This window comes from Sphingobium estronivorans, from assembly GCF_008692605.1.
Lineage (GTDB): Bacteria > Pseudomonadota > Alphaproteobacteria > Sphingomonadales > Sphingomonadaceae > Sphingobium > Sphingobium estronivorans.
Genome location: NZ_LFCT01000018.1, coordinates 22,417 through 44,227 on the forward strand (window position 1 = coordinate 22,417; position 21,811 = coordinate 44,227).

At 60.7% G+C, this 21,811-nt stretch carries 21 protein-coding genes; 16 read left to right on the top strand and 5 right to left on the bottom strand.

Going from position 1 to position 21,811, the window contains the following annotated elements:
* The first annotated feature begins 6 nt into the window (after window positions 1-6).
* The 5 genes from F7P65_RS13320 to bioB are packed head-to-tail and all read left to right on the top strand — an operon-like array spanning window position 7 to window position 5,596.
* A complete protein-coding gene (locus tag F7P65_RS13320) occupies window positions 7-507 on the top strand; it encodes an acetyl-CoA carboxylase biotin carboxyl carrier protein (protein WP_240334292.1) in 501 nt (166 codons plus the stop codon).
* A complete protein-coding gene (locus F7P65_RS13325; RefSeq protein WP_150292474.1) occupies window positions 500-1,885 on the top strand; it encodes an acetyl-CoA carboxylase biotin carboxylase subunit in 1,386 nt (461 codons plus the stop codon). Before F7P65_RS13320 ends, F7P65_RS13325 begins: the two co-directional genes overlap by 8 nt.
* A 4-nt stretch (window positions 1,886-1,889) precedes the next feature.
* Window positions 1,890-3,344: a pyruvate carboxylase gene (locus F7P65_RS13330; RefSeq protein ID WP_150292476.1), complete on the top strand. Its 1,455-nt coding sequence runs from the start codon at window positions 1,890-1,892 to the stop codon at window positions 3,342-3,344.
* Window positions 3,345-3,346: 2 nt separating this feature from the next.
* On the top strand, window positions 3,347-4,537 hold the full coding sequence (locus F7P65_RS13335) for a thiolase family protein (RefSeq protein ID WP_150292478.1): 1,191 nt from the start codon (window positions 3,347-3,349) through the stop codon (window positions 4,535-4,537).
* A gap of 21 nt (window positions 4,538-4,558) precedes the next feature.
* A complete protein-coding gene (gene bioB / locus F7P65_RS13340) occupies window positions 4,559-5,596 on the top strand; it encodes a biotin synthase BioB (RefSeq protein ID WP_150292660.1) in 1,038 nt (345 codons plus the stop codon).
* Window positions 5,597-5,833: 237 nt separating this feature from the next.
* Here bioB and F7P65_RS13345 read toward each other — a convergent pair whose 3' ends face one another.
* On the bottom strand, window positions 5,834-6,217 hold the full coding sequence (locus F7P65_RS13345) for a nuclear transport factor 2 family protein (RefSeq protein ID WP_150292480.1): 384 nt from the start codon (window positions 6,215-6,217) through the stop codon (window positions 5,834-5,836).
* Window positions 6,218-6,317: 100 nt separating this feature from the next.
* Window positions 6,318-7,106, bottom strand: coding sequence for an enoyl-CoA hydratase-related protein (locus F7P65_RS13350; protein ID WP_150292482.1), 789 nt, complete (start codon window positions 7,104-7,106; stop codon window positions 6,318-6,320).
* Window positions 7,107-7,208: 102 nt separating this feature from the next.
* On the opposite strand from F7P65_RS13350, the gene F7P65_RS13355 reads away from it, so the two are divergent.
* The 11 genes from F7P65_RS13355 to F7P65_RS13405 all read left to right on the top strand — a co-directional run bounded on the left by F7P65_RS13355 (window position 7,209) and on the right by F7P65_RS13405 (window position 19,503).
* Complete coding sequence (locus tag F7P65_RS13355; RefSeq protein WP_205452059.1) at window positions 7,209-8,066, top strand: 3-hydroxyacyl-CoA dehydrogenase family protein; 858 nt, start codon at window positions 7,209-7,211, stop codon at window positions 8,064-8,066.
* Window positions 8,067-8,319: 253 nt separating this feature from the next.
* Complete coding sequence (locus tag F7P65_RS13360; protein ID WP_162854611.1) at window positions 8,320-9,153, top strand: phytanoyl-CoA dioxygenase family protein; 834 nt, start codon at window positions 8,320-8,322, stop codon at window positions 9,151-9,153.
* A 321-nt stretch (window positions 9,154-9,474) separates the two neighbouring features.
* Complete coding sequence (locus tag F7P65_RS13365) at window positions 9,475-11,883, top strand: TonB-dependent receptor (protein WP_150292488.1); 2,409 nt, start codon at window positions 9,475-9,477, stop codon at window positions 11,881-11,883.
* A 130-nt stretch (window positions 11,884-12,013) separates the two neighbouring features.
* Complete coding sequence (locus tag F7P65_RS13370; protein ID WP_150292490.1) at window positions 12,014-13,813, top strand: flavin-containing monooxygenase; 1,800 nt, start codon at window positions 12,014-12,016, stop codon at window positions 13,811-13,813.
* A gap of 134 nt (window positions 13,814-13,947) precedes the next feature.
* Complete coding sequence (locus F7P65_RS13375) at window positions 13,948-14,307, top strand: DUF4286 family protein (protein ID WP_150292492.1); 360 nt, start codon at window positions 13,948-13,950, stop codon at window positions 14,305-14,307.
* 94 nt (window positions 14,308-14,401) lie between these two features.
* A complete protein-coding gene (locus F7P65_RS13380; RefSeq protein ID WP_162854612.1) occupies window positions 14,402-14,803 on the top strand; it encodes a nuclear transport factor 2 family protein in 402 nt (133 codons plus the stop codon).
* 89 nt (window positions 14,804-14,892) lie between these two features.
* The gene (locus F7P65_RS13385; protein WP_150292496.1) at window positions 14,893-15,675 is read left to right on the top strand and encodes an SDR family NAD(P)-dependent oxidoreductase; all 783 of its coding nucleotides are present in this window, start codon (window positions 14,893-14,895) and stop codon (window positions 15,673-15,675) included.
* Between the two features lie 139 nt (window positions 15,676-15,814).
* Window positions 15,815-16,600 (top strand): acetoacetate decarboxylase family protein, encoded by a 786-nt coding sequence (locus tag F7P65_RS13390; protein WP_150292498.1) that lies wholly within the window; start codon window positions 15,815-15,817, stop codon window positions 16,598-16,600.
* Window positions 16,593-17,609: an NADP-dependent oxidoreductase gene (locus tag F7P65_RS13395; protein WP_150292500.1), complete on the top strand. Its 1,017-nt coding sequence runs from the start codon at window positions 16,593-16,595 to the stop codon at window positions 17,607-17,609. Before F7P65_RS13390 ends, F7P65_RS13395 begins: the two co-directional genes overlap by 8 nt.
* A gap of 98 nt (window positions 17,610-17,707) precedes the next feature.
* Window positions 17,708-18,670 (top strand): alpha/beta hydrolase, encoded by a 963-nt coding sequence (locus F7P65_RS13400; protein WP_150292502.1) that lies wholly within the window; start codon window positions 17,708-17,710, stop codon window positions 18,668-18,670.
* A gap of 71 nt (window positions 18,671-18,741) precedes the next feature.
* Window positions 18,742-19,503, top strand: a complete 762-nt coding sequence (locus F7P65_RS13405) for an SDR family NAD(P)-dependent oxidoreductase (protein WP_150292504.1) — start codon at window positions 18,742-18,744, stop codon at window positions 19,501-19,503.
* Between the two features lie 91 nt (window positions 19,504-19,594).
* Here F7P65_RS13405 and F7P65_RS13410 read toward each other — a convergent pair whose 3' ends face one another.
* The 3 genes from F7P65_RS13410 to F7P65_RS13420 form a co-directional block, all read right to left on the bottom strand.
* Entirely contained in the window at window positions 19,595-20,095 is a 501-nt protein-coding gene (locus F7P65_RS13410; RefSeq protein ID WP_150292506.1) for a flavin reductase family protein, read from the bottom strand.
* Between the two features lie 67 nt (window positions 20,096-20,162).
* Window positions 20,163-20,951, bottom strand: coding sequence for an enoyl-CoA hydratase/isomerase family protein (locus tag F7P65_RS13415; RefSeq protein WP_150292510.1), 789 nt, complete (start codon window positions 20,949-20,951; stop codon window positions 20,163-20,165).
* 66 nt (window positions 20,952-21,017) lie between these two features.
* Window positions 21,018-21,809, bottom strand: coding sequence for an enoyl-CoA hydratase-related protein (locus F7P65_RS13420; RefSeq protein WP_150292512.1), 792 nt, complete (start codon window positions 21,807-21,809; stop codon window positions 21,018-21,020).
* Window positions 21,810-21,811 lie beyond the last annotated feature (2 nt).

Genomic DNA, 21,811 nt, shown 5'->3' on the forward strand with positions numbered 1-21,811 from the left:
ACAAGCGTGAGCGAGATTTCGACACAGGATATCGAAGCGCTGATGGCGCTGTTCGAACGCACCGGGTGGAAGGTCATGCACCTCAAAGCCGGTGATTTCGACCTGTTCCTCAGCAAGGACGGCAGCGGTTCGGCTCTGGCGGGCGCGCCCTCCGTTCCCGCTTTGCCTTCGGTTCCAACGCCAGCGCTATCGGCCCCCGCGCCTGCACCCGCCGGGGCGGCGCAGCCTTCCGCCAGCGCGGGCGATCCCGTCGTGCCGCCGGGCTGGGTGCTGGTCACCGCGCCCAGCCTTGGCACCTTCTACCGGGCGCCCAAGCCGGGCGTGCCGATGTTCACAGACTTGGGCGCGAGTGTCGCGAAGGATTCCGAACTCTGCCTGATCGAGGTGATGAAGCTGTTCACCACGCTGCGCGCCACCGCGACCGGCACCGTGCGCGAAATCTATGCGCAGGATGGCCAGTTGGTCGAATATGGCCAGCCGCTGTTCCTGATCGAACCCGATGCCTGATCCGGCCCCCTCGAAAGGACGGCTGTTCGTCGCGAACCGGGGCGAGATCGCGCTTCGGGCGATCCGCGCCGCGCAGGCGCTCGGCATGGAGGCTGTTCTGGGAGTCTCGGCAGCGGATCGAGACGGTCTGGGCGCGCGCAGGGCGGATCGCGCCGTCGTGCTCGGTCCGGCGCAGGCGCGCGATTCCTATCTCAACGCGAAACTGATCGTGCATGCCGCCAAGGAAACGGGCTGCACGGCGCTGCATCCAGGTTACGGTTTCCTGTCAGAGCGCGCGGAACTGGCGCAGCTCTGTGCCGAGGAAGGCATCGCCTTCGTGGGACCCACGCCGGAATCGATCCAGCAGGTCGGCGACAAGCTTTCCGCCCGCGCCATGGCCAAGGCGGCGAATGTGCCGATGACCAGCGGCAGCGAAGCCGTCGATGATCTGGCCCACGCCCTGCGCCTCGCGGAGCAGATCGGCTATCCCGTCATCACCAAGGCGTCGGCTGGCGGGGGCGGGCGGGGCATGGTCGTCGCCCATGCGCCTGAGGAGTTGGCCGCGGCTTTCGATCAGGCGGTGACGACAGCGCGCGAGGCGTTCGGTGACGGTACGCTGTTCATCGAACGCTATGTCGAAGTGGCGCGGCATATCGAGGTTCAGGTCATCGGCGACGGCAAGGGTGGCGTGGTCCATTTCGGCGAACGCGACTGCTCGATCCAGCGTCGCTACCAGAAGATGATCGAGGAGGCGCCCGCCGCCATCCTCTCGCCCGATGTGCGCAAGCGGCTTCATGCCGCGGCGGTGCAGCTGCTTTCGTCCATCGACTATCGCAACGCCGGGACGGTGGAGTTTCTCTACGACAGCGCCAGCGAGGATTTCTTCTTCATGGAGGTGAATGCCCGCATCCAGGTCGAGCATCCCGTCTCCGAAGCGATTACCGGCACCGATCTCATCCAGGCGCAGATCCGCCTCGCGACCGGCGCCATCGCCGATTTCGCGCAGGAGGATATCCAGACGCAGGGCCATGCTATCGAGGCCCGCATCATCGCCGAGGACCCGGACCGCGACTTCATGCCCTGTCCCGGGCGCATCACGCGCTGGTCGCCACCCACCGGCCCCGGCGTGCGAGTCGACAGCGCGATGGAATCCGGCGCGATGGTGCCGCCCTATTATGACAGCATGATCGCCAAGCTGATCGTGCATGGCGCAAGCCGGGAAGAAGCGGTCGACAGGCTCGCCCAGGCTCTGGACGACTTCCAGGTCGAAGGCATCGCCACCAACATTCCGCTGCTGAAATTCATTATTGCCCATCCGGATTTCCGGACCAACTCCATCAATACGCGCTGGCTGGAGACTGACGTGCTCCCCGCCTTCCGCGCGCGACAAGGACGCTGACCTCATGGCCCATGTGGAATTTCTCGATCAAACCATCCGGGACGGGCAGCAGAGCCTGTGGGGCATGCGATTGCAGGCGGGCATGGCGCTGCCGGCCGCTTCCTGGCTCGACCGATCGGGCTTCCGAGTGATCGATCTCACCGGTTCGAACCATTTCGAGGTGCTGATCCGCCATTGCCGGGAAAATCCCTGGGCGATGATGGATGCGCTGGTGGAGGCGATGCCCCAGTCGGTGCTCCGTTCGGGCATGCGTTCCAACGCTAGCGTCACTTTCCGCACGACCCCCGACGCGCTGATGGATGCCTGGATGCGCCAGCTCAACCGGCATGGGGCGCGCAGCTTCTGGATCTATGATGTGCTGTTCAACATCGACAAGATGTTGCGGCTTGCCAAGGTCGCGAAGGAATTCGGTTCGGAGGTAGCGGGCGCGATCATGTTCACGCTCTCTCCCGTCCATGACGACGCTTATTATGCCGACAAGGTCGACAAGCTTGCGGCGTCGGACGATATCGACACCATCCTGCTCTATGACACGGCTGGCGTGCTTGAGAAGGAGCGGCTGACGACGCTGCTCCCCGCGATCGTGTCGAAGGCACGCGGCAAGCGGATCGAGTTCCATGCGAACAACATCCTCGGCCAGTCAGGCAAGGCCTATCTCGACTCGATCCCATTGGGCGTCACCATCCTGCACACCGCGAGCCGGCCGATGGCCAACGGCCCGTCAGTGCCGTCTACCGAGAGCGTGGTCGACAATATCGAACTGCTCGGCCACACCCACAGCCTCGACAAGAGCCTGTTCGCCCCGGTCGCCGATCATTTCGAAAAGGTCGGCAAGGCGGCGGGCTTCCTGGTCAACCAGCATAATGAATATAATGTGCTCTCGACCCTGCATCAGATTCCCGGCGGCATGATCGGCACGCTCAAGGCGCAGCTGGCCCAGCACAGGATGTCCGAACGCTTCGATGAGGTGCTCAAGGAAGTCGCGGTCGTGCGCCGCGAACTGGGATATCCCGGCATGGCGACGCCCTTTAGCCAGCTGGTCGGCATCCAGGCGGTGCTGAACGTGGTGAAGGGGGAGCGCTATGCCATCATCCCCGATGAAATCGTCGAATATGCGGCGGGCTATTATGGTGAGCCGGTCGCGCCCATCGATGCCAATGTGCTCGATCGGATCATGAACTGTCCGCGCGCGAAGCATGTCCTCGATCATCCGCCCGAACAGCCGACCATCGAGGAATTGCGCAAGCGTTACGGCACCCAAGACGACGACGAACTCATTCTACGCGCGCTGATGCCGGAATCCGATCTGCAGAAAATGCGCGAGGCGGGGCCGCTCAGGCGCTCCTATCCAATGCTGTCGTCGCCTGAACTCGATCAGGCGGCCAGGCTGATGAAAACCGCGACTTCGCCCTATGTGCAGTTCCGCAGCGCCGGCCTGTCGCTGATGCTGAGCCGTTGACCATGCGCCGCGCCGTCATTGTCGATGTCGTAAGGTCGCCCTTTGGCCGCGGCCGCGCGGGAGGGGCGCTCGACGGGCTCCATCCGGTCGATCTCTACGCACAGATATTGCGTGGTCTGGTGGCGCGCACGGGCATCGATCCGGCACTGGTAGAGGATGTCATCACCGGCTGCGTCATTCAGGTCGGTGAACAGGCGGGCAATATCGGCCGGCAGGCGGCGCTGGCGGCGGGCTTTCCGGAAAGCGTGCCTGCCGTGACCCTCGACCGCAAATGCGGGTCGGCCCAGCAGACGTTTGATTTCGCGGCGCAGGGCGTCATGGCGGGCGCCTATGACATCGTGATCGCTGGCGGCGTCGAGATGATGAGCCTTGTTCCGATGCGCGCCAACCGGCTCGGCAAGGACGCCGACGGGGTGCGGCTCAAGGCGCGCTATCCGGACGGGTTCATACGCCAGGGGGTCTCCGCCGAACTCATTGCGGCACGATGGAATGTTTCGCGAGAAGAGATGGACGCCTTCTCGCTGCGTTCGCACCGTCTCGCCGCAGTTGCGGAGGACAGCGGGCTTACGGCGCGCAGCATCATTCCCGTCGAGGTTCCAGCCCCGGAGGGTGCCCGCTGGGTGACCCATGATGAGGGGCTGCGCCGCGAGACGTCGCTGGAGCGGCTGGGCATGCTCCAACCCGCGTTCGAGGATGCGGCCATGTCCGCTCGCTTTCCCGAAATCCGCTGGAGTGTGACCGCTGGCAATGCAAGCCAGGTCACAGACGGCGCGGCGGCGGCGCTCATCATGGAAGAAAGCGTGGCCGCGCGGCTGGGCCTGAAGCCGCGCGCCGCGATCACGCATTTTGCGGTCGCGGGCGACGATCCGCTCCTCATGCTCACCGCGATCATGCCCGCCACCCGCAAGCTGCTCGATCGCGCGGGGCTGTCGATCGGCGATATAGCGGCTTTCGAAGTCAATGAGGCTTTCGCCTCCGTTCCGCTCGCCTGGATCAAGGATCTGGGCGTGTCACCGGATCGGGTCAATCGCTATGGCGGTGCGATTGCGCTGGGTCATCCCGCCGGAGGGTCCGGTGGTCGCCTGCTCATCAACCTGCTCGCCGCGCTCGATGAAAGCGGCGGCCGTTTCGGTCTTCAGACGATGTGTGAATCCGGCGGCATGGCTAACGCCACGCTCTTCGAGAAGATTTAGGGAGCCAGCGAAATGACGGTGATGAATGACGTGATCGAAAAAGCGCTTCCGTTCGAGGAAGATGCCGGAGCAGCCGACGCGACCATAAGAACCGACTGGACTCGCGCCGAAATCTCCGCGCTGTTCGATCTGCCGTTCAACGACCTACTCTGGCAGGCGCAGAAGGTGCATCGCGCGCATCATGATCCGAACGCAGTCCAGCTTTCCACGCTGCTTTCGATCAAGACCGGCGGCTGCGCCGAGAATTGCGGTTATTGCAGCCAGTCGGCGTCTTTCGACACCGACGTAAAGGCCGAAAAGCTCAAGGCCGTGGACGAGGTGTTGGAAGCGGCGCGCGCGGCCAAGGCAAGCGGTTCCGAACGCTTCTGCATGGGTGCGGCGTGGCGCAGCCCCAAGGATCGCGACATGAATGTCATCGTGGCGATGATCGAGGGCGTCAGGGCGATGGGGCTTGAGACCTGCATGACACTCGGCATGCTCTCCGACGAGCAGACCGAGCGGCTGGCGGAAGCGGGGCTCGATTATTACAACCACAATATCGACAGCTCTCCCGAATATTATGAGAAGGTGGTTTCGACACGGACCTTCGACGACCGGCTCGATACGCTGGCGCGGGTCCGAAAAAGCGGCATCAACGTCTGCTCGGGCGGCATCGTTGGCATGGGCGAGAGCCGGACCGACCGGATCGGCTTCATCCATGCGCTGGCGACCTTACCCGAACATCCGGGCAGCGTGCCGATCAATGCGCTGGTGCCGATTGAAGGCACGCCGCTCGGCGATATGCTGAAGGATGTTCCCGCCCCCATCGACGATATCGAATTCATCCGCACCGTCGCCGTCGCGCGGATCGCGATGCCGGGCGCGGTGGTGCGGCTGTCGGCGGGGCGTGAGAGCATGAGCGAGACCACGCAGGCGCTCTGCTTCCTGGCCGGGGCAAATTCCATCTTCACCGGGAACCGACTGTTGACGACCGGCAATGCCGGGACGGATGCCGATGCCGGTCTTTTCCGTAAACTGGGTCTTGCTACTTCCGTGAAATGGCCGCGTGACAGGGGCTGACTTCCATATCGTTCATGGATGGGCGTGGTATCATTGCCGTCGGGTCGAAACTTCTTCCACTGCACGGGAGGGAGTTGAAAAGGCCACGTTCCCGACGAGGGAATAGGGCTGACGGGTGCATCGGATCATGGGTGGATTTCCCATGATCCGATGACCAAAATGGCGGAATGGCTCGATCCGGCTGTCAAACCGTCCAGGAAGACGATGCTTCCCTAAATCACCCGCGCTCGGATTTCATCATGCGCCGGGGTTCAGCGTCGATTGTGCTAGTGCCGTATCGAAATAGGAGCGAACGGAAGAAATCTTGTTCCCATCAATCGAAAAAAGATAATGATATTGATTAAAATATTCCTTGCCGGATTTCAGCTTCGCGCGCGTCTCGGCTTCTACCGCAACCCTGTCATTTTCCGAAGTCGTGCCTATTATCCTGAGGGTTTCGCTACCCTCTTCGATCAGGGCCTGAAAATAGGCATTTGCCGCTGCGGCATGTTCCTGGATTTCTCCGGCCCCTGTCATCCAGTATGTGAAGTCAGCGCTACAATGTCTCTCCATCGCGACGGGAAGTCCGTCGCTGGCCATCGTCGCAAGGAATGAATGAGCCAGTTGCGTGTTCTTGTTCATATATGTCTCCGGGTTGTTATCATATCAGTCATGCCCTCGCTTCGATGAAAAGGCGGAGCCAGGGGATGAAGTCATGCCGCGATAATGGAATATCCCGGCATCAGTGCCCGACCCATACAGGAGGGCGTTTCTCGATAAAGGCGCGTGGGCCTTCCGCGAAATCGTCGGTGGTCATGATGACCGCCTGTGCCCTGAGGCTTAATTGGTTGAGATCGGAATCGGTCCGGTCGAAGGCGAGCCGCGCGACTTTAAGGCTCTCCCGCACGGCGACCGGCGCATTTTCACAAATCTGCCGGGCCAGAGCGAGCGCCGCGTCGAATATGTCGGCTTTCGGGACCATCCGATTGATCAATCCCATCTCCAGGGCCCGGCTGGCCTGCAGGGCCTCTCCGGTCGCGACGAGTTCAAGCGCGATCGCGCGCGGAAGCGCCCGGGGAAGACGATAAATGCCGCCCGCTGCCGCAACCAGGCCCCGCTTGACTTCGGGCAGGGCGAAGCGCGCGTCCTCGGAGGCGACAATCAGGTCGCAGGCCAGTGCGAGTTCAAATCCTCCGGCCATCGCGACCCCATCGACGGCAGCAATCCATGCCTTTGCCCGGTCCGCGTGGACGAAGGCGGCGAAACCGCCGACGGGATCGATCAGATCGTTCATTCCGCCCGCCGACACTTCCTTGAGATCGGCGCCCGCGCAAAAGGCCTTGCCCCCTTCGCCGGTCAGGATCGCGACCCAGATATCAGGGTCCTTTTCCACCTTGTCGACGATCTGGCGCAGCGCGCGGGTGGCCGCGCCATTGATTGCGTTGCGCGCTTCGGGTCGGCGCAGCGTAACAAGTGCGATATGATCGTCGATCATCTCAAAGCCAACGACGTCCGAGCCGATATCGGCCATAAGTTCCCTCCCTTTCGCGCATTTTCGGCTTTCGCCAGAATCGACTTGCATGGTCATGCGTCATGGTAGTAATAGGACAATATTGTAAAACAAGATAGTAGCATGATGATGCAGACTCAAAATAAGATGAGTGGCGTTGCGGGCGCTGGCCTGATGGGCGCCGAAATCGCCCTTGTGCAGGCATTGGCGGGCCATGACGTGCTTCTTCTGGACCGCGACTGGACAGCGCTGGACGGCGCGATGGCCCGTCTGGCAGGGCTGTTGGACAAGGGGGTCGGACGAGGGTTTTACGAGGCGCCGGCGGCATCCCAGGCGCTCTCCCGCATCCGTCCGACCGTCGACATCGCCGACTTTTCCTCCTGCGGCATCGCGACGGAAGCAGTGTTCGAGGATGCCGGCGTCAAGGCCCTTGTCCTGCGTCAGCTGGATGAGGTGCTTCCCCCGGGCGCGATGATCGCGACCAATACGTCGACGATTCCGATTTCGGTGCTCGCGTCGCATGTCGGTGAGGCGCGGCGTCCGGATTTTATCGGCATGCATTATTTCTCGCCGGTCAGTCGGATGAAGCTGGTGGAGGTGGTCCCCGCGATCTTTACCAGCGAAGCCTGTGTGGCGCGGGCCTATGCGCTTGCCGAAGCCACGGGCAAGGTCCCGATCCGGGTGAAGGATGTGCCGGGCTTCGCGATCAACCGCGTGTTGCACATGTTCATGATCGAGGCCGTCCGCCTGATAGAGGAGGGCGTGGTGAGCGTTGAGGATCTCGATACTGCCTGCCGTCTGGGTCTTGGCCATCCCATGGGTCCGTTCGAGTTGATGGACGCGACCACATCCAGCCTTTGCCTGTCGGCGCAGCAGATCATGTTTGAGGCCTATGGCGAGCGTTTCCGTCCCCGTCCCCTTCTTAAGCAACGGGTCGCGGCCGGCCTTGTCGGCGGCAAGGGGCGCAAGGGCTGGCGCTGATAGGTCATGAACGGTTCATGCGCCGAAACGACGGAAATAGGGGCGGGCTTGTGGTCGGAAAGATCGTGACCATCATCGGCGCGGAACATGGGTCGCCGGGCCAGGACAGGCCGTTTCATAGCGGCAGGTGATTTTCCCCCAAGCAGCATGACCGCTGCTGAATTATAGCGGACTCGCCTTACGATTCATATTGTGGTCCTATAAGATTATAGTACAATCGCTTGTGAGAAACAAAATGGACTTGGAGAGAACCATGAACGATAGTGCCCTTGAGCTCGACGATCTCACTGTCCGGCATCGCGACGATCTGATCGCGAATGGATATTCGATCATGCCGGACGCGATCGATTCTGCCCTCTGCGACGAACTGGTGGCTGAGTTCGGGCGCATGAAGGGCAAGTGGCGGCGGGCCCATGTGCAGGATTTCCACGGCCACAGGACGGCCCGCTATTTCGACCTTCTGAACGCGGCGCCGATCTTCCAGCAGATCCCCATCGCGCCCAAGGTGCTGCCTGTGGTGCGCGCGACCATCGGCGAGGACTGCCTTTTGAGCAGCTACGGTTCGGTTTCGATCGGGCCGGGCGAGCCGGCCCAGATTATTCATGCGGACGATTATACCCACCTGCTGCCTCGGGATCATCCGACCTATTTCGTCAATGTCATCCTGGCGTTGAGTGATTTCACGGAAGAGAATGGTGCTACCAGGGTCATCCCCGGTAGCCATCTCTTCGATCAATATCCGGATTTCGAGAAGTCCGCTTCCTATGAAACCATAGCGGCCGAGATGTCCACGGGGAGCGCGCTCTTCACCCTGGGCTCCATTTATCACGGCGGCGGAGCGAACCGGACGGCGGATGAAGTCCGTCACGGCATGACCGTCGCTTATGTTGCTAACTGGGCCAGGCCGCAGGAGAATTTCACGGTCGCGGTGGCGCAGGAGCGTGCCGCCACCTTCGACCCGGAACTGCAGGCGTTGATGGGTTGGCGTCCAAGCAAGATTCCAGTCGGCCGCATCTATACCGCGCCCGAACATTATAGCGGCCCCATGGCTGACAAGATCGCGCTGAAGGAAGAATTTCAGCTGTAGGGCGCGATCCGCGCTGGCCTCGGATGTCCTTCGACGGATTTCGGTGGGGGGCACGGATCAGGATATTGCCGGACGCGCACTTGGCTGGCTGGTTCAGTCGAGCGGAGTGCGGTCCGGCCGGAACGGTGCCGCATTGAGAAGTCGCGGCTGCATGGGAATTTGCCCTCTGAGGCCGTTCGGTTCGGCTAGCGATGGCTAGTGGGCGGCGTTGCCTCCAGCGGGGGCGTCCAAGGCCCGGCATCACGATTTGCTATTGTGGTCCTATAAAATTATAGTACAATCTTGCACGAGAAACAAAATAGTTCCGGGAGAGATTCTGACATGGGTACCCATCTATTCTCCACGACTTCCATCGCTGCGGCGATGCTGTTGGCAGCAGGTTCCGCGTCGGCGGCCGAATCCTCTGCGTCTGACGTTCCGACTGCAAAGCCAGGCGGCGATGGCATCAGCGACATCATCGTCACCGCACGGCGTAAAGAGGAGAGAATGCAGACGGTTCCCGTCGCGGTCAGCGCCGTGACGCAGGAGCAGATCGCCAGTCGCGGGAATTTCGAGGTTTCGGACCTCAAATATACGGTGCCCGGTCTCAATGCCGATGCTGGCTTCGGTGGTTCGCGCAACTCGGTCAATTTCTCCCTGAGAGGACAGAGTCAGGCTGGCGGAACCCTCTTTCCCGCAGTGGTGACCTATTTTGCCGAAGTCCCTGTGCTCAAGCTGAATCGCGGGCAATTCTTCGACCTGGAGAGCATCCAGGTGCTGCGCGGTCCCCAAGGGACGTTGTTCGGCCGCGTCACCGACGGCGGCAACGTCATGGTTGCGCCGCAGAGGCCCGTCGATCGCTTTGAGGGATATGTCGAGGCAAAGGCAGGCAATTATGACCTGCGCGGTGCCGCCGGTGCGCTCAACATTCCAATTGTTCCCGGAAAATTGATCGTGCGTGGGGCTTTCGAAATCAACCGGCGTGACGGTTACACACGAAATCTGGGCTCGGGGCGGAAGCTCGACGACGTGCATTATGACTCTGCCCGTATCAGTGTGTTGTTCAAGCCGACCGAGGATTTTGAAAACACGCTTATCTACAATTACAACTCCGTCAATGAGAACGGAACCTCGAATAAACTCATCAATTTCAACCCGCTGGGCCTTCTCTCTGTTCTGAACGGGCCAGCCTTTGCGGCTCAGATGCAAGCGGAAGTCGCGGCAGGTCAGGCGATGGGGCCGCGCGCAGTCAATATCGGTTCCTCCATGTGGGGAGATAATTACGGGCTATATGTGAAGTCCAAGGATCATTATGTCGTCAATAAGACTATATGGCGTCTGAGTGACGATATAGAAATCAAGAATGTCCTGGCTTATATTTATTTCAGAAACCATTGGGGATCGGACTTCGATGGAAGTTCGGTCGTGGCGGTGGACACGCCCAATCAATTCTATCCTGATCCCGCTTTCTATCAGGAGCAGTGGAGCGAGGATCTACAAATTCAGGGAACCGCCTTCGATAAAAAACTCAACTATACTATTGGCACCTATTGGGATTGGCAGAAAGTGCCAGGAAAAGCGGAGAATTTCAGCGTCAGCCAGCTGGGCATACCGCTGCAAAGAATTATCATCAGCTATCCCAAGACTCGCAGCAGGGCGGCCTATGGACAGATTGGCTATGATCTTTCCGGCGTCCTTCCGGGCCTGAAGCTTGACGCGGGGCTGCGCTACACCAAGGATACGGTCAAGGCGTCGTTCGCGAATTATCTGGGCTTTGCAGACCTCGATCCGAACGCCATGCCGCATGGGCAGTGCGTCACCAATCTTGCGGACTATCCCGCCATGATCGCCGTGGCGAGCGTGCCCTGCACCAAGGCTGGGCAAAGTTCGAATGCGGTGACGGGCACGTTCGGCCTCAGTTATCAGATCGATCCCAGAAAACTCGTCTATGCGAAGGTCAGCCGCGGATATCGGCCCGGAGGCATCAACACGGTTGCGACGGGAGGTGTGGTTCCCACCTATCGTCCGGAATATGATCTGAGCTTCGAAGTCGGCGCCAAGCTCGACTATAATATCGGCTCCATGCGCGCGCGCACCAACATTGCCGCCTACACGGATCGCTTTACCAATATTCAGGCGAACGTTAATCAGATCGGTCCCGGCGGCGTGGCCGCGGTGATTATTACCAATGCCGCCGCAGCGAGGATCAAGGGCATCGAACTGGAACAGACGCTCGTGCCGTTCGAAGGTATGACATTGGGCGCAACCTGGGCCTATACGGATGCCCGTTACCAGAACAGGCTTAGCCCGAGTGAACTGGAAACCGCCTGTCCGAGTAATCCGCTGACAAATCCGGTAGCTGGTATCGGCTTCTGTCCGCTCAGTCCGCTGCCAAGCACGCCCAAGCACATGGTCAACCTGTCGGCGCAATATACTCTGCCGCTGCCGGCGGAATATGGCGAACTGACGATCGGCGGAAACTGGTATTATCGTTCCAGTCTGGCGGCCTATTATGCGATGGATGACAGCTTTTCTCCGTCCTTGTCGTTGCTGAACCTCGATATCACGTGGAAGCATGTACTTGGGTCTCCGGTGGACGCGACGCTCTTCGCCACCAATGTCACGAACAAGACCTATCTCTTGCAACCGAGCTCGCTGATCTCGGCCTCCTCATATGGCATTACCACCGCCACCTACGGCGAACCGCGCATGTGGGGCCTGAAGCTTCGTTACGGTTTCGGGACCAAATAGACTGAGGGGGCGGCTGTCATGGCACGGGAAACCGGGAGTTTCACGGGCCTGCCATGATTTCCGCCCCACCCTGTAGGCCGGGTGGTTCACCCGGCTTACCATCTGCAAACGTCAGGAATAGGATTGAGATATGGATCAAGAGGTACTTGGCGGTTCGGAGATCGAGGTGGATCCCGATGCCCTCCGTCAGAAATACCGTGAAGAGCGCGACAAGCGCCTACGGCCCGACGGCGCCACCCAGTATCTCAGCGCGGAAGGCGACCTGGCGCACTTCAAGGACGATATCTACGCGAAACCCGTGGCGCGCGATCCGGTCTCGGTCGATGTCGGGGTGGTGATCATCGGCGGCGGCTTCTCCGGGTTGCTGGCCAGCGCGGATCTTGAAAAGCGGGGCGTCGAGGACTTCTGCATCATCGAGGAAGCGAGCGACTTCGGCGGGACCTGGTATTGGAACCGCTATCCGGGCCTCGCCTGCGACGTCGAATCCTATTGCTATATGCCGTTGCTGGAAGAGGTCGGCTATATCCCCACCCGCAAATATGCGAGCGGACAGGAGATATTCGAGCATTGCCAACGCCTTGGCAAACATTACGATCTCTACCGGCGCGCCTATTTCCAGACGACCGTCACGAGTGTCGCCTGGGATGAAGACAGCGCCCGCTGGATCGTCAAGACCAATCGGGACGATGTCTTCAGGGCCAGGTTCCTCATTCGCGCAGGTGGCGGGTTGAACAAGCCCAAGCTTCCGGGTGTGCCGGGGATTTCGCGGTTCAAGGGGCATTCGTTCCACACGGTTCGCTGGGACTATGAATATACAGGCGGCGGACCCACGGGTGACCTGGTCGGGCTGAAGGACAAGAAAGTCGCGATCATCGGCACAGGCGCGACGGCAATCCAGTGCATCCCCCATCTCGGAGCATGGGCCAAACAGCTCTATGTCTTCCAGCGCACGCCATCTTCGATCAATGTTCGCGCCAACCGGTCTACCGACCGCGAATGGGCCGGATCCCTTTCGCACGGTTGGCAAAAGCAGCGCATGACGAATTTCGAGTCCATGGTCAGCGGCATCTACCAGGAAGAGGACATGGTCGCCGATGGGTGGACCGATATCTTCTCGACAGTGTTCCACTTCGCGGCGCCAGACAAAAATAAACTCACGCCGGGGGACGTCCTTCAGATGGCGGACTTCAAGAAGATGGAGGCCAATCGAAGGAGAATAGACGAGATCGTCAAAGATCCCGAAACGGCCGAAGCGCTCAAGCCATGGTATAATATGATGTGCAAGAGGCCCTGCTTCAGCGATGAATATTTGCAGACATTCAATAGAGAGAATGTGAAGCTGGTCGACACAAAGGGCAAGGGTGTATCGGAAATCACCGAGAATGCGGTGGTCGTCGATGGGCAGGCCTATGAAGTCGACTGCATCGTCTATGCAACGGGATTTGGATTCGGCGTCTCAAGCGAAGATCAGATGGGTTATGAAATCTATGGGCGTAACGGTCTGTCGATAACGGAATATTGGGCGCAGGGGCTGAAGACGCTGCATGGGATTCATACCAACCAGTTTCCCAATTATTTCGTCACTTTCGGGCCACAGGGGCCGCTTTCCATCAACATTCCGTTCGCCCTTCAGGCGCAAACCGAAGTGATTGCGGAGATCATAGCGGATTGCGCCAGAAACAGGGTTCGGACATTCGAGGCCACTGCCGAGGCGGAAGGGCGTTGGCAGGAGAAGCTCAAGGACAAGGCATTTTCCCGAGCGAAATTCTACGAAGAATGCACGCCGTCTTATTATAATGCCGAGGGAACATCGATCGGATTTCTGGATCTATTCTATTTCGGCGGACCGGTGGATTATACCGAAGTTGTGCGCGATTGGCTGAAAAACGGCGGGATCGAGCGGGACATCGAGCGGACATATCTGGAATGACATGCCGTCCTGGCTGCGTTGATCCATTTTAGGGACGTGCGATCCTGTCATGGGATCGCACGTTACTTTCCTGAAATCGGGGTTGTTGCACCGATATGCTGGATGCCTCATGATCGCAAAAAGAGGATGTCGAGATGACCAGATACAGATTGATCGCATTTACCGATCCGGTCGCGGGCAGGGATCAGGATTATAATGGCTGGTACAACGAGGTGCATCTGTCGGATGTCGTCGCGATCCCCGGATTCATCTCCGCCCAGCGTTTCGTTCTGAAGGCTACCACCGCCGGCGAGATCAGGAACCGATATGTGGCGATCTACGATATGGAGACCGACGATCCCATGGCAGTGATGGCCGAAATCGGCCGCCGCGCCGGTACCGAACAGATGTTCGTTTCTCCGGCACTGGATGCCGCGTCCGAAAACAGTGGCATCTTTGAGCCATGTTCGGAAATCGTCTATGCTCCCGGACATTCGCCGGGCGTGCCGGGTTGATGGCGCCAGCCATGATTGGGCTGGTTTCAGGGAGCCAATTTCAGGGTCGGCGTCTGCTTCTGCGCAAATGCGAACAAGGCGGGGAGAATATATCATGACCGGGTCCATCAGAACGCCGGCCGCCGACATGGCGCTCGCGCGGAAGTTCTTCGACTCTATCGAGACGGGCGATATGCAGGCTGTGGTCGACTGTTATGTCGGTGATCCTGTGATCTGGCACAACACCGATGGCAAGGAGATGACGTTGGCCGATCAGGTCGCCGCTCTCGGCTTCCTGGACGCGCAATATCCTGAGCGGCGTTTCCGGGACCGCCGGGTAAGCGCATTCGAGGGCGGATTCGTGCAGCAGCATATCTTCTGGGGCCGCCATCTGGACGGCCATGAGATTGAGTTTCCCTCCTGCGTGGTTTGCCGGACACGGGATGGCCGGATAGAACGGCTCGACGAATATCTGGACTCCGCGCCGTTCAGGGCGCCGGAAGAAAACCGAAATTGATCGATGGGGCGGCTGGATGAAATGGCCACGTCATCGGCAAGAGAGAAAAGGCGCCCTTTTGACGGCGCCTGTATTTGAGAGGTGAGGTCATGGCAAGGGTAGCCGATAAAGTCGCGATTGTTACCGGGGCGGGAACCGGTGTCGGCCGTGCGTGCATGATGCTGCTCGCTGCCGAAGGGGCCCGGGTCGTGGGCGTAGGTCGTACCCGCTCCAGCCTGGATGAGACATTGGCCCTTGTGACGGAAGCAGGCGGTGAGGGCCGCGTTGTCGTGGCGGACCTCAGCCTCGATCATGGCGCGCAGGAGGTGGTCGACGCGACACTGGAGGCTTATGGCGGGATCGACATCCTCGTCCATGCCGCAGGCGTGGGCTATAGCTGGCAAGAGAAAAGCCCAGGCAGCATGAACGATGTGGTGAACACGACGCCGGACAAGTGGCGCGAGGTGATCGGCATCAATCTCGACGCCTGCTATTTAGTGAATCGCGCCGTGCTGGCGCACATGATCGGCAATGGCGGGGGCGCCATCGTCAATGTGGCTAGTATCTCCGGTTCTCAGGGACTGGCTGCGGCGCATGCCTATACGGCCGCCAAAGCGGGGATGATCAACCTGACGCGTTCGCTGTGCGTTGCCTATGCGAAGCATAATATTCGCGCCAACTGTGTCGCGCCGGGCTTCATCGACACCCCCATGGTGGCCTCTGTGATGAATGTCTTTGAGGATGAGACTGCCGCCGAGCAGATCGCCCCGATGCGCCGCGCGGCCCGGCCGGAGGAAATCGCCTATGGATGCCTGTATCTCGCATCCGATGAAGCTTCCTATTGCAACGGTTCGGTGCTGGTCATCGACGGGGGAACTTCGGCCCGGCAGTAGTTTCATGTGGCCAATTGACCGGGAATGGCATTATAATATTGTAGGATAATATAAAAGGACAGGCTGGCGGGTGCTGCAATATGGCGGTCCCGTCGCTGGCCGGTAAGAACGCAACATAATCCGCTGGAGAGGAGAGGGCATGGCTATCGATTTGACGGGGCCGTCAGGTTTTTCAATGCCGATGGGAGCGTCGCTTTATCCGCCGCCGCCCCATCACTTCCACGGCGCCAAACTGGCATGGGCAACCTATGAAGCCGATGCCGAAGCGGTGGCGCGCATGCTCCCTCCCGGCGTGAAGCCCGACAGCAACCCGCCCGTCTGCGAGCTTTGGGTCTGCGACTATCCCTCGACCACCTTCGGACCCTATCTGGAAGCCTATGTCCATGTTCGCGTGGAGGTGGACGGGGTGCGCTATTGGTATCAACCGGTGATCTTCACCAATCGCGAGCCTGCTCTGGCCGCCGGCCGGGAGATATGGGGCTATGCCAAGAAGCTTGCGACCATGGCCTGGCGTGAGGAGGCCGAGCAGATCATCTTCACCATCGAGCGGCCCGTGGGCAAGCGGCTGGTCACCTTCACCCTTTCGCGCGACCGGCTCGCCCGGCCGGACGAAGTGGAGGGGCTGCCGATCCTGTCGCTGCGCTATATTCCGCCATCCGATCCGGAGCGCGGCCCGGCGGCGGCCGAACTCGTCAGGCTGGACGTCGAGGGTGGACTGCACCAGACGCCTGTGCTGGGCGACGTGCTCTGGGCGGGACGCGCCTCGGTCGCATTCGATTCCCCGAGCGAGGTGGACCCCTGGCACCTGTTCAAGCCGGTACGCATGCTTGCCGGTCATGTCCAGACCGCCAATTTCTCGCTTCCCCTTGGCAAGGTCGTGAAGGATTATCTCGCCGAGGGATTGGTCGATGGAAAAAATGGCTGAAGTCAACCGCCAATGGTTGCTGCGTCGTCGTCCGACCAGCAATGTCACCGCGGACGATTTCGAATATTCCGAGACATCGATACCTGACAGTTCATCGTTGCGGCCGGGGGAGTTGATCCTGCGCAACCTGCTGTTCCTCTGTGCGCCGACCATGCGGAACTGGATGGAGCCGCCGGGGAACAGCCTCTACCCCTCCATTGCCATCGGAGACCCCGTCACGGCGCCCGCCGCTTGCGAGGTTGTGGCTTCGGCGCGGGAGGGTGTACCGGTCGGCATGCGCGTCACCGCCTTTACGAGTTGGCAGGACTATCAGCGCGTCGCAGCCGATCATCCCGTGACGCCCGTTCCCGATGGGTTGAGGGTGATCGACATCATGACGACCTATGGACTCAACGCTCGCACCGCCTATTTCGGGCTTCTCAAAGTGGGCAAACCGAAGGCGGGCGACACTCTGGTCGTGTCGGGCGCGGCGGGATCGACAGGTTCGATCGCGGCCCAGATCGGGAAGATCATGGGATGCCGGGTGATCGGCATCGCCGGCGGCGCCCGGAAATGCGCGTGGCTGACCGGGGAATGCGGGTTGGACGCGGCCGTGGATTATCGAAGCGGTGACGTTCAGGAGAAGCTGCGCGAACTGTGCCCGGACGGAATAGACATTTTCTACGATAATGTTGGCGGCGACATATTGCAGGCGGCAATCGAAAACATGGCGAAGTTCGGGCGCATCATACTCTGCGGCCAGATCGCGACCTATACCGAAGGTGGCCCGGCCCGAGGCCCCAATAATATGATGCGGCTGATCTATGGGAGCGTGACGATGCAGGGCTTCCTGCAAGCCGACTATGAAGACGAGACGGACGCCGCGCTCAGGCAATTGCGCCAATGGGTGGATCAGGGACTGATCGTTCACCGCGCCGACATTAGGCCCGGCTTCGAGCGCATTCCGAAAACCTTCGCGGCGTTGTTCGAGGGGGGGAATGAGGGCACCCTGCTGGCGGCGGTCGAATGAGCGAAATATTGCCCGGTGGCGGCGTCCATCATGGGCCGTCCGCAACGCCTCACTGGAAAGCTTAGGGCACCAGAAGATCGATTGGAGCTGAAAACGTCATGCCGTCCCGCCATCTCGTCGACCCCCAAATTCTGCCCATGGTCGAGCAGGCGCCCTCCGTGGTGCTCGATGCCGAGCATCTCTCTGAATCCCGAGCCGCGATGGTGGCCATGGCTGAGATGCTTCCGCAGCCCGCACCGCTGGCGGCCGATCTGAAGATGTATGAGGAGCGCATAGCGGGTCTTGACGGCGCGCCGGATGTGCGTCTGATCATCACCGCTCCCAAGGCGAGCGGTTCTGGAAGACCGGCTATCCTGCACATCCATGGCGGCGGCTATATCATGGGTTCGGCGGACATGACCGCGCAGATCGACGCGGCCTATGCCGGGGCGTTCGGGGCGGTGTGCGTCTCGGTCGACTATCGGCTTGCGCCGGAAACGCCGCATCCAGGACCCGTCAACGACTGCTACGCGGCGCTGAAATGGCTGCACGAAAATGCCCTGGCGCTTGGCGTCGATCCCGCTACCATCGCCGTCACTGGCGAGAGTGCGGGTGGTGGGCTGGCCGCCGCGCTCGTGCTTCTGGCGCGCGACCGTGCCGAGGTGCCCGTCGCCTTCCAGCACCTCATATATCCCATGCTGGATGACCGCACGGCAACCCGCGACGATCCCTCGCCCTATCTCGGCCAGTTCATCTGGACGCAGGATAATAACCGTTTCGGCTGGCGCTCGCTGATCGGCGGCGAGCCAGGCGGGGCGGACATTTCCCCCTATGCCGCACCCGCAAGAGCGGAGGACCTCTCCGGCCTGCCGCCGACTTTCATCGCCTGCGGCGCGCTCGATCTCTTTCTGGAGGAGAATCTCGAATATGCGCGGCGGCTGATCCTTGCGGGTGTCTCGACAGAACTGCACATCTATCCCGGTGGGCCGCATGCTTTCAATCTTGTGCCGGATGCGGACATCACCATGGCCCTCGACCGCGACTCTATGGGCGCGTTGAAGCGTGCCCTCACGAAGTCATAGGTGGGCGGCTGCCGGATAAACGACAATCCGATCGATCGGATCGGGACATTGGAAGAAGTGGAAACATAAGCATGTTCGATCTCACTGGCAGGGTCGCGCTCGTCACGGGTGCGGGCCAGAATGTTGGCGCGGGAATCGCCAGGGCGCTTGCCAGCAGGGGCGCTGTCGTGGCTGTAAACGATTATCATGCCGACCGTGCCGAGCGGGTCGTGCAAGAGATAGTGGATGCAGGCGGGCGCGCCGTTCCCGCCATATTCGACGTGACCGATCTCGACGCGACCACGCGGGTCGTCCGGTCTGTTGCAGAAACTGAGGGGCCGATTGGCATTCTGGTCAACAATGCGGGTAATGCCGGTGCGGAGGCGGTCAAAATGGCGCAATTCGTCGATATGGACCCCAAGGATTGGCATTCCACGTTCGACGTCAACATTTTTGGCGTGCTCTATTGTTGCAAGGCGACGCTGCCTTCCATGATCGATCAGGGCTGGGGACGGATCATCAATATCTCATCCGCGTCCGGCTTGAGAGGGACCGACATCGGCGTGTCGATCTATTCGGCGGCCAAGGCGGGCGCTCTGGGCTTCACCCGGGCGCTCGCCGCCGAGGTCGGCAAATCGGGAGTCACGGTCAACGCGATTGCCCTGGGCATGATCCCTCCCTACGAGATCAAGGCGTCCGATCCGGTGCTGGGGGAGCGCATTGCATCGATCGTCGTCGGCCGGGCAGGGATGCCGGACGATCCGGCGGCGCTCGCCGTCTATCTCGCCTCCTCCGAAGCGTCGTGGATGACCGGCGACACCATCCTTCTCAACGGGGGCAGCTATATGCGGTAAGCGGCCCGTCACATGGAGCCGCGCATATCGATGCGGATCAGGTCCGGCGGTTGCGCCGGTCCTGTGCGGCGAGGGCCGGAGCGATGCTTCCTCAGGACAGTGGCTGGAAAGCGCCATAGGCTCCGCGCAGGAACAGGAGGGGGTGGTCGGCACGCTCGACCTCCAGCGCGGCGACCCGTCCCAGAACCAGTCTATGGTCCCCTGTCGCAACCTCATCGTGGAGAGCACAATCGATCCACATGACGCAGTCATCCAGGATAGGATGCCCTGCTGGAGAAAGGCGATGCGTCACGCCCTCAAACTTGTTGCCGCCCCGTGCGGCAAATTGGCGGCAAAGACCCAATTGATGGCTGCCGATGACATTCACGCAAAAGCTGCCGCAGGCCCGGATTCTGGGCCAGCTTGTCGAACCATTGTCGGGAAAGAAGCCGACCAATGCCGGACTCAACGATACCGAGGTGAACGACCCAACGGCCATGCCGAACAGTTCGCCTTCGGCGCTGCGTGCCGTAATGATGCAAACGCCCGTCGGATAATGTCCGAGAGCATGCCGAAAATGCGCCGCATCTATCGTTGCTTCGTTCGCAACCATTTTCATCCTCCCCGGGTTGATTGAATGGCCTGCTGAACCCCGTTGACGACGGGGGCTTTCAGACCTCTCACAGGGAATCGAAGAAGTTCGGTGGGCGCCTCTCACGAAATGCTTGGACACCTTCCTTGTAATCGGGCGACATGAAGGCCATTGTCTGTGCATAGCCTTCATATTCGAGCATTTGTTCCAGTGAAGAACTGCCGGACATGTTGAGCAAGGTCTTGGCCATGGCGTTAGCCGTCGGCGAAGCGTTCGCGATTTCAGACGCGATCTGGCGCGCCACGGGAAGAACGTCCTCATGTGGTACGACACGATTGGCCAGCCCAATGCGGCCAGCTTCTTCCGCATCGACTTTTCGACCGGTCAGGCACAGTTCCTTCGCCATGTTCAGCCCGACAGCGCGCACCAAGAAATAAAGCCCGCCAAGGTCGGGCACCAGGCCCAGTCTTGTAAAGGATTGATGGAACGACGCTCTTTTGCTCGCCACGATGAAGTCGCATGCCAGCGCAAGGTTGCACCCAGCGCCGACCGCGGCTCCATTGACTGCGGCTATGACTGGCTTTTCCAGTCTGTGCAGCGGTTCGAGAACATCCTTCAGGATCCAGCGATGTCGCGTCCTCCGGTCGATGGCCGTCATGTGATCGCGGGGCACCTTCAGGTCGGCGCCGGCACAAAATGCCCGGCCCGCGCCGGACAGGATCACGCATGCGATGTCCTTGTCGGACCGGATACGTTCCAGAGCGTCATGCAGTTCGCGATAGAGCTCGTCGGTCAGCGCGTTCATCGCCTCGGGTCGATTGAGGGTGACGGTGACGATCCGGTCTTCGACATCATAGGTGATGAAATGATAGTCCATTGGTTCCTCCAAACTCGAAAACCTGCCAGGCTACCAGGAGCCTGGGACATCGGGCCTGCATCCGCCCTAGCGGCCCTTCCATTGCGGATCGCGCTTTTCGGCGAAGGCGCGTGGCCCCTCCTTTGCATCATCGCTTGCCATAACGACCTGCATGCGTTCGCGCGAAAGGCGCCGCAGTTCCGCGTCGGAACGATCGCCGACCAGACGTCCGATGTAGAGCGATTCGCGAACGGATAGCGGGGCATTGGCCTGGATGGTCCGCGCCAGTTCCAGCGCCGCTTCCATGACATCGCCGGAGTCGACCAGCCGATTGACCATGCCGTGGCGTTCCGCGAACTCCGCGCTGAACTTTTCCCCGGTCGCCAGCAATTCCAGAGCGATATTGCGCGGCAGGGTGCGGACCAGACGCGAGGCTCCACCGCCATTCGCCATCAGTCCTCGCTTGACCTCGGGCAGTCCGAACGCGGAACTTCGACTGGCGACGATCATGTCGCACGCGAGGCAAAGTTCCGTCCCGCCCCCCAAGGCCGCTCCATCGACCGCGGCAATCCATGGCTTTTGCCTGATGGCATCGACAAATCCGCCAAAGCCACTGTCGTTCGGTCGCAGTTCAGCCACGCGGCCTGCCGCGACGACCTTGAGGTCGGCACCCGCGCAAAACATTGCGGGGGTTGAGGACGCGAGGATCGCCACTCTCAGGGCGGGGTCCGCTTCGATGCGCGTCACCGCCGCCGAAAGGGCGAGGGCGGTCGCGCCGTCAATGGCATTGCGCGCCTTTGCACGGTTGAAACGCACCAGGGCGATGTGGTCGTCGATGACGTCGAACAGTAGCGGCTCGTCTGCCTCTATATCGCTCATAA

Coding starts and splice junctions, on each gene's coding strand:
- F7P65_RS13370 (WP_150292490.1), top strand. CDS start 12,014: ATGGATCAAGAGGTACTTGGCGGTTCGGAGATCGAGGTGGATCCCGAT.
- F7P65_RS13380 (WP_162854612.1), top strand. CDS start 14,402: ATGACCGGGTCCATCAGAACGCCGGCCGCCGACATGGCGCTCGCGCGG.
- F7P65_RS13415 (WP_150292510.1), bottom strand. CDS start 20,951: ATGGACTATCATTTCATCACCTATGATGTCGAAGACCGGATCGTCACC.
- F7P65_RS13365 (WP_150292488.1), top strand. CDS start 9,475: ATGGGTACCCATCTATTCTCCACGACTTCCATCGCTGCGGCGATGCTG.
- F7P65_RS13385 (WP_150292496.1), top strand. CDS start 14,893: ATGGCAAGGGTAGCCGATAAAGTCGCGATTGTTACCGGGGCGGGAACC.
- F7P65_RS13420 (WP_150292512.1), bottom strand. CDS start 21,809: ATGAGCGATATAGAGGCAGACGAGCCGCTACTGTTCGACGTCATCGAC.
- F7P65_RS13325 (WP_150292474.1), top strand. CDS start 500: ATGCCTGATCCGGCCCCCTCGAAAGGACGGCTGTTCGTCGCGAACCGG.
- bioB (WP_150292660.1), top strand. CDS start 4,559: ATGAATGACGTGATCGAAAAAGCGCTTCCGTTCGAGGAAGATGCCGGA.
- F7P65_RS13335 (WP_150292478.1), top strand. CDS start 3,347: ATGCGCCGCGCCGTCATTGTCGATGTCGTAAGGTCGCCCTTTGGCCGC.
- F7P65_RS13330 (WP_150292476.1), top strand. CDS start 1,890: ATGGCCCATGTGGAATTTCTCGATCAAACCATCCGGGACGGGCAGCAG.
- F7P65_RS13395 (WP_150292500.1), top strand. CDS start 16,593: ATGGCTGAAGTCAACCGCCAATGGTTGCTGCGTCGTCGTCCGACCAGC.
- F7P65_RS13360 (WP_162854611.1), top strand. CDS start 8,320: ATGAACGATAGTGCCCTTGAGCTCGACGATCTCACTGTCCGGCATCGC.
- F7P65_RS13355 (WP_205452059.1), top strand. CDS start 7,209: ATGATGATGCAGACTCAAAATAAGATGAGTGGCGTTGCGGGCGCTGGC.
- F7P65_RS13400 (WP_150292502.1), top strand. CDS start 17,708: ATGCCGTCCCGCCATCTCGTCGACCCCCAAATTCTGCCCATGGTCGAG.
- F7P65_RS13410 (WP_150292506.1), bottom strand. CDS start 20,095: ATGGTTGCGAACGAAGCAACGATAGATGCGGCGCATTTTCGGCATGCT.
- F7P65_RS13375 (WP_150292492.1), top strand. CDS start 13,948: ATGACCAGATACAGATTGATCGCATTTACCGATCCGGTCGCGGGCAGG.
- F7P65_RS13390 (WP_150292498.1), top strand. CDS start 15,815: ATGGCTATCGATTTGACGGGGCCGTCAGGTTTTTCAATGCCGATGGGA.
- F7P65_RS13345 (WP_150292480.1), bottom strand. CDS start 6,217: ATGAACAAGAACACGCAACTGGCTCATTCATTCCTTGCGACGATGGCC.
- F7P65_RS13350 (WP_150292482.1), bottom strand. CDS start 7,106: ATGGCCGATATCGGCTCGGACGTCGTTGGCTTTGAGATGATCGACGAT.
- F7P65_RS13405 (WP_150292504.1), top strand. CDS start 18,742: ATGTTCGATCTCACTGGCAGGGTCGCGCTCGTCACGGGTGCGGGCCAG.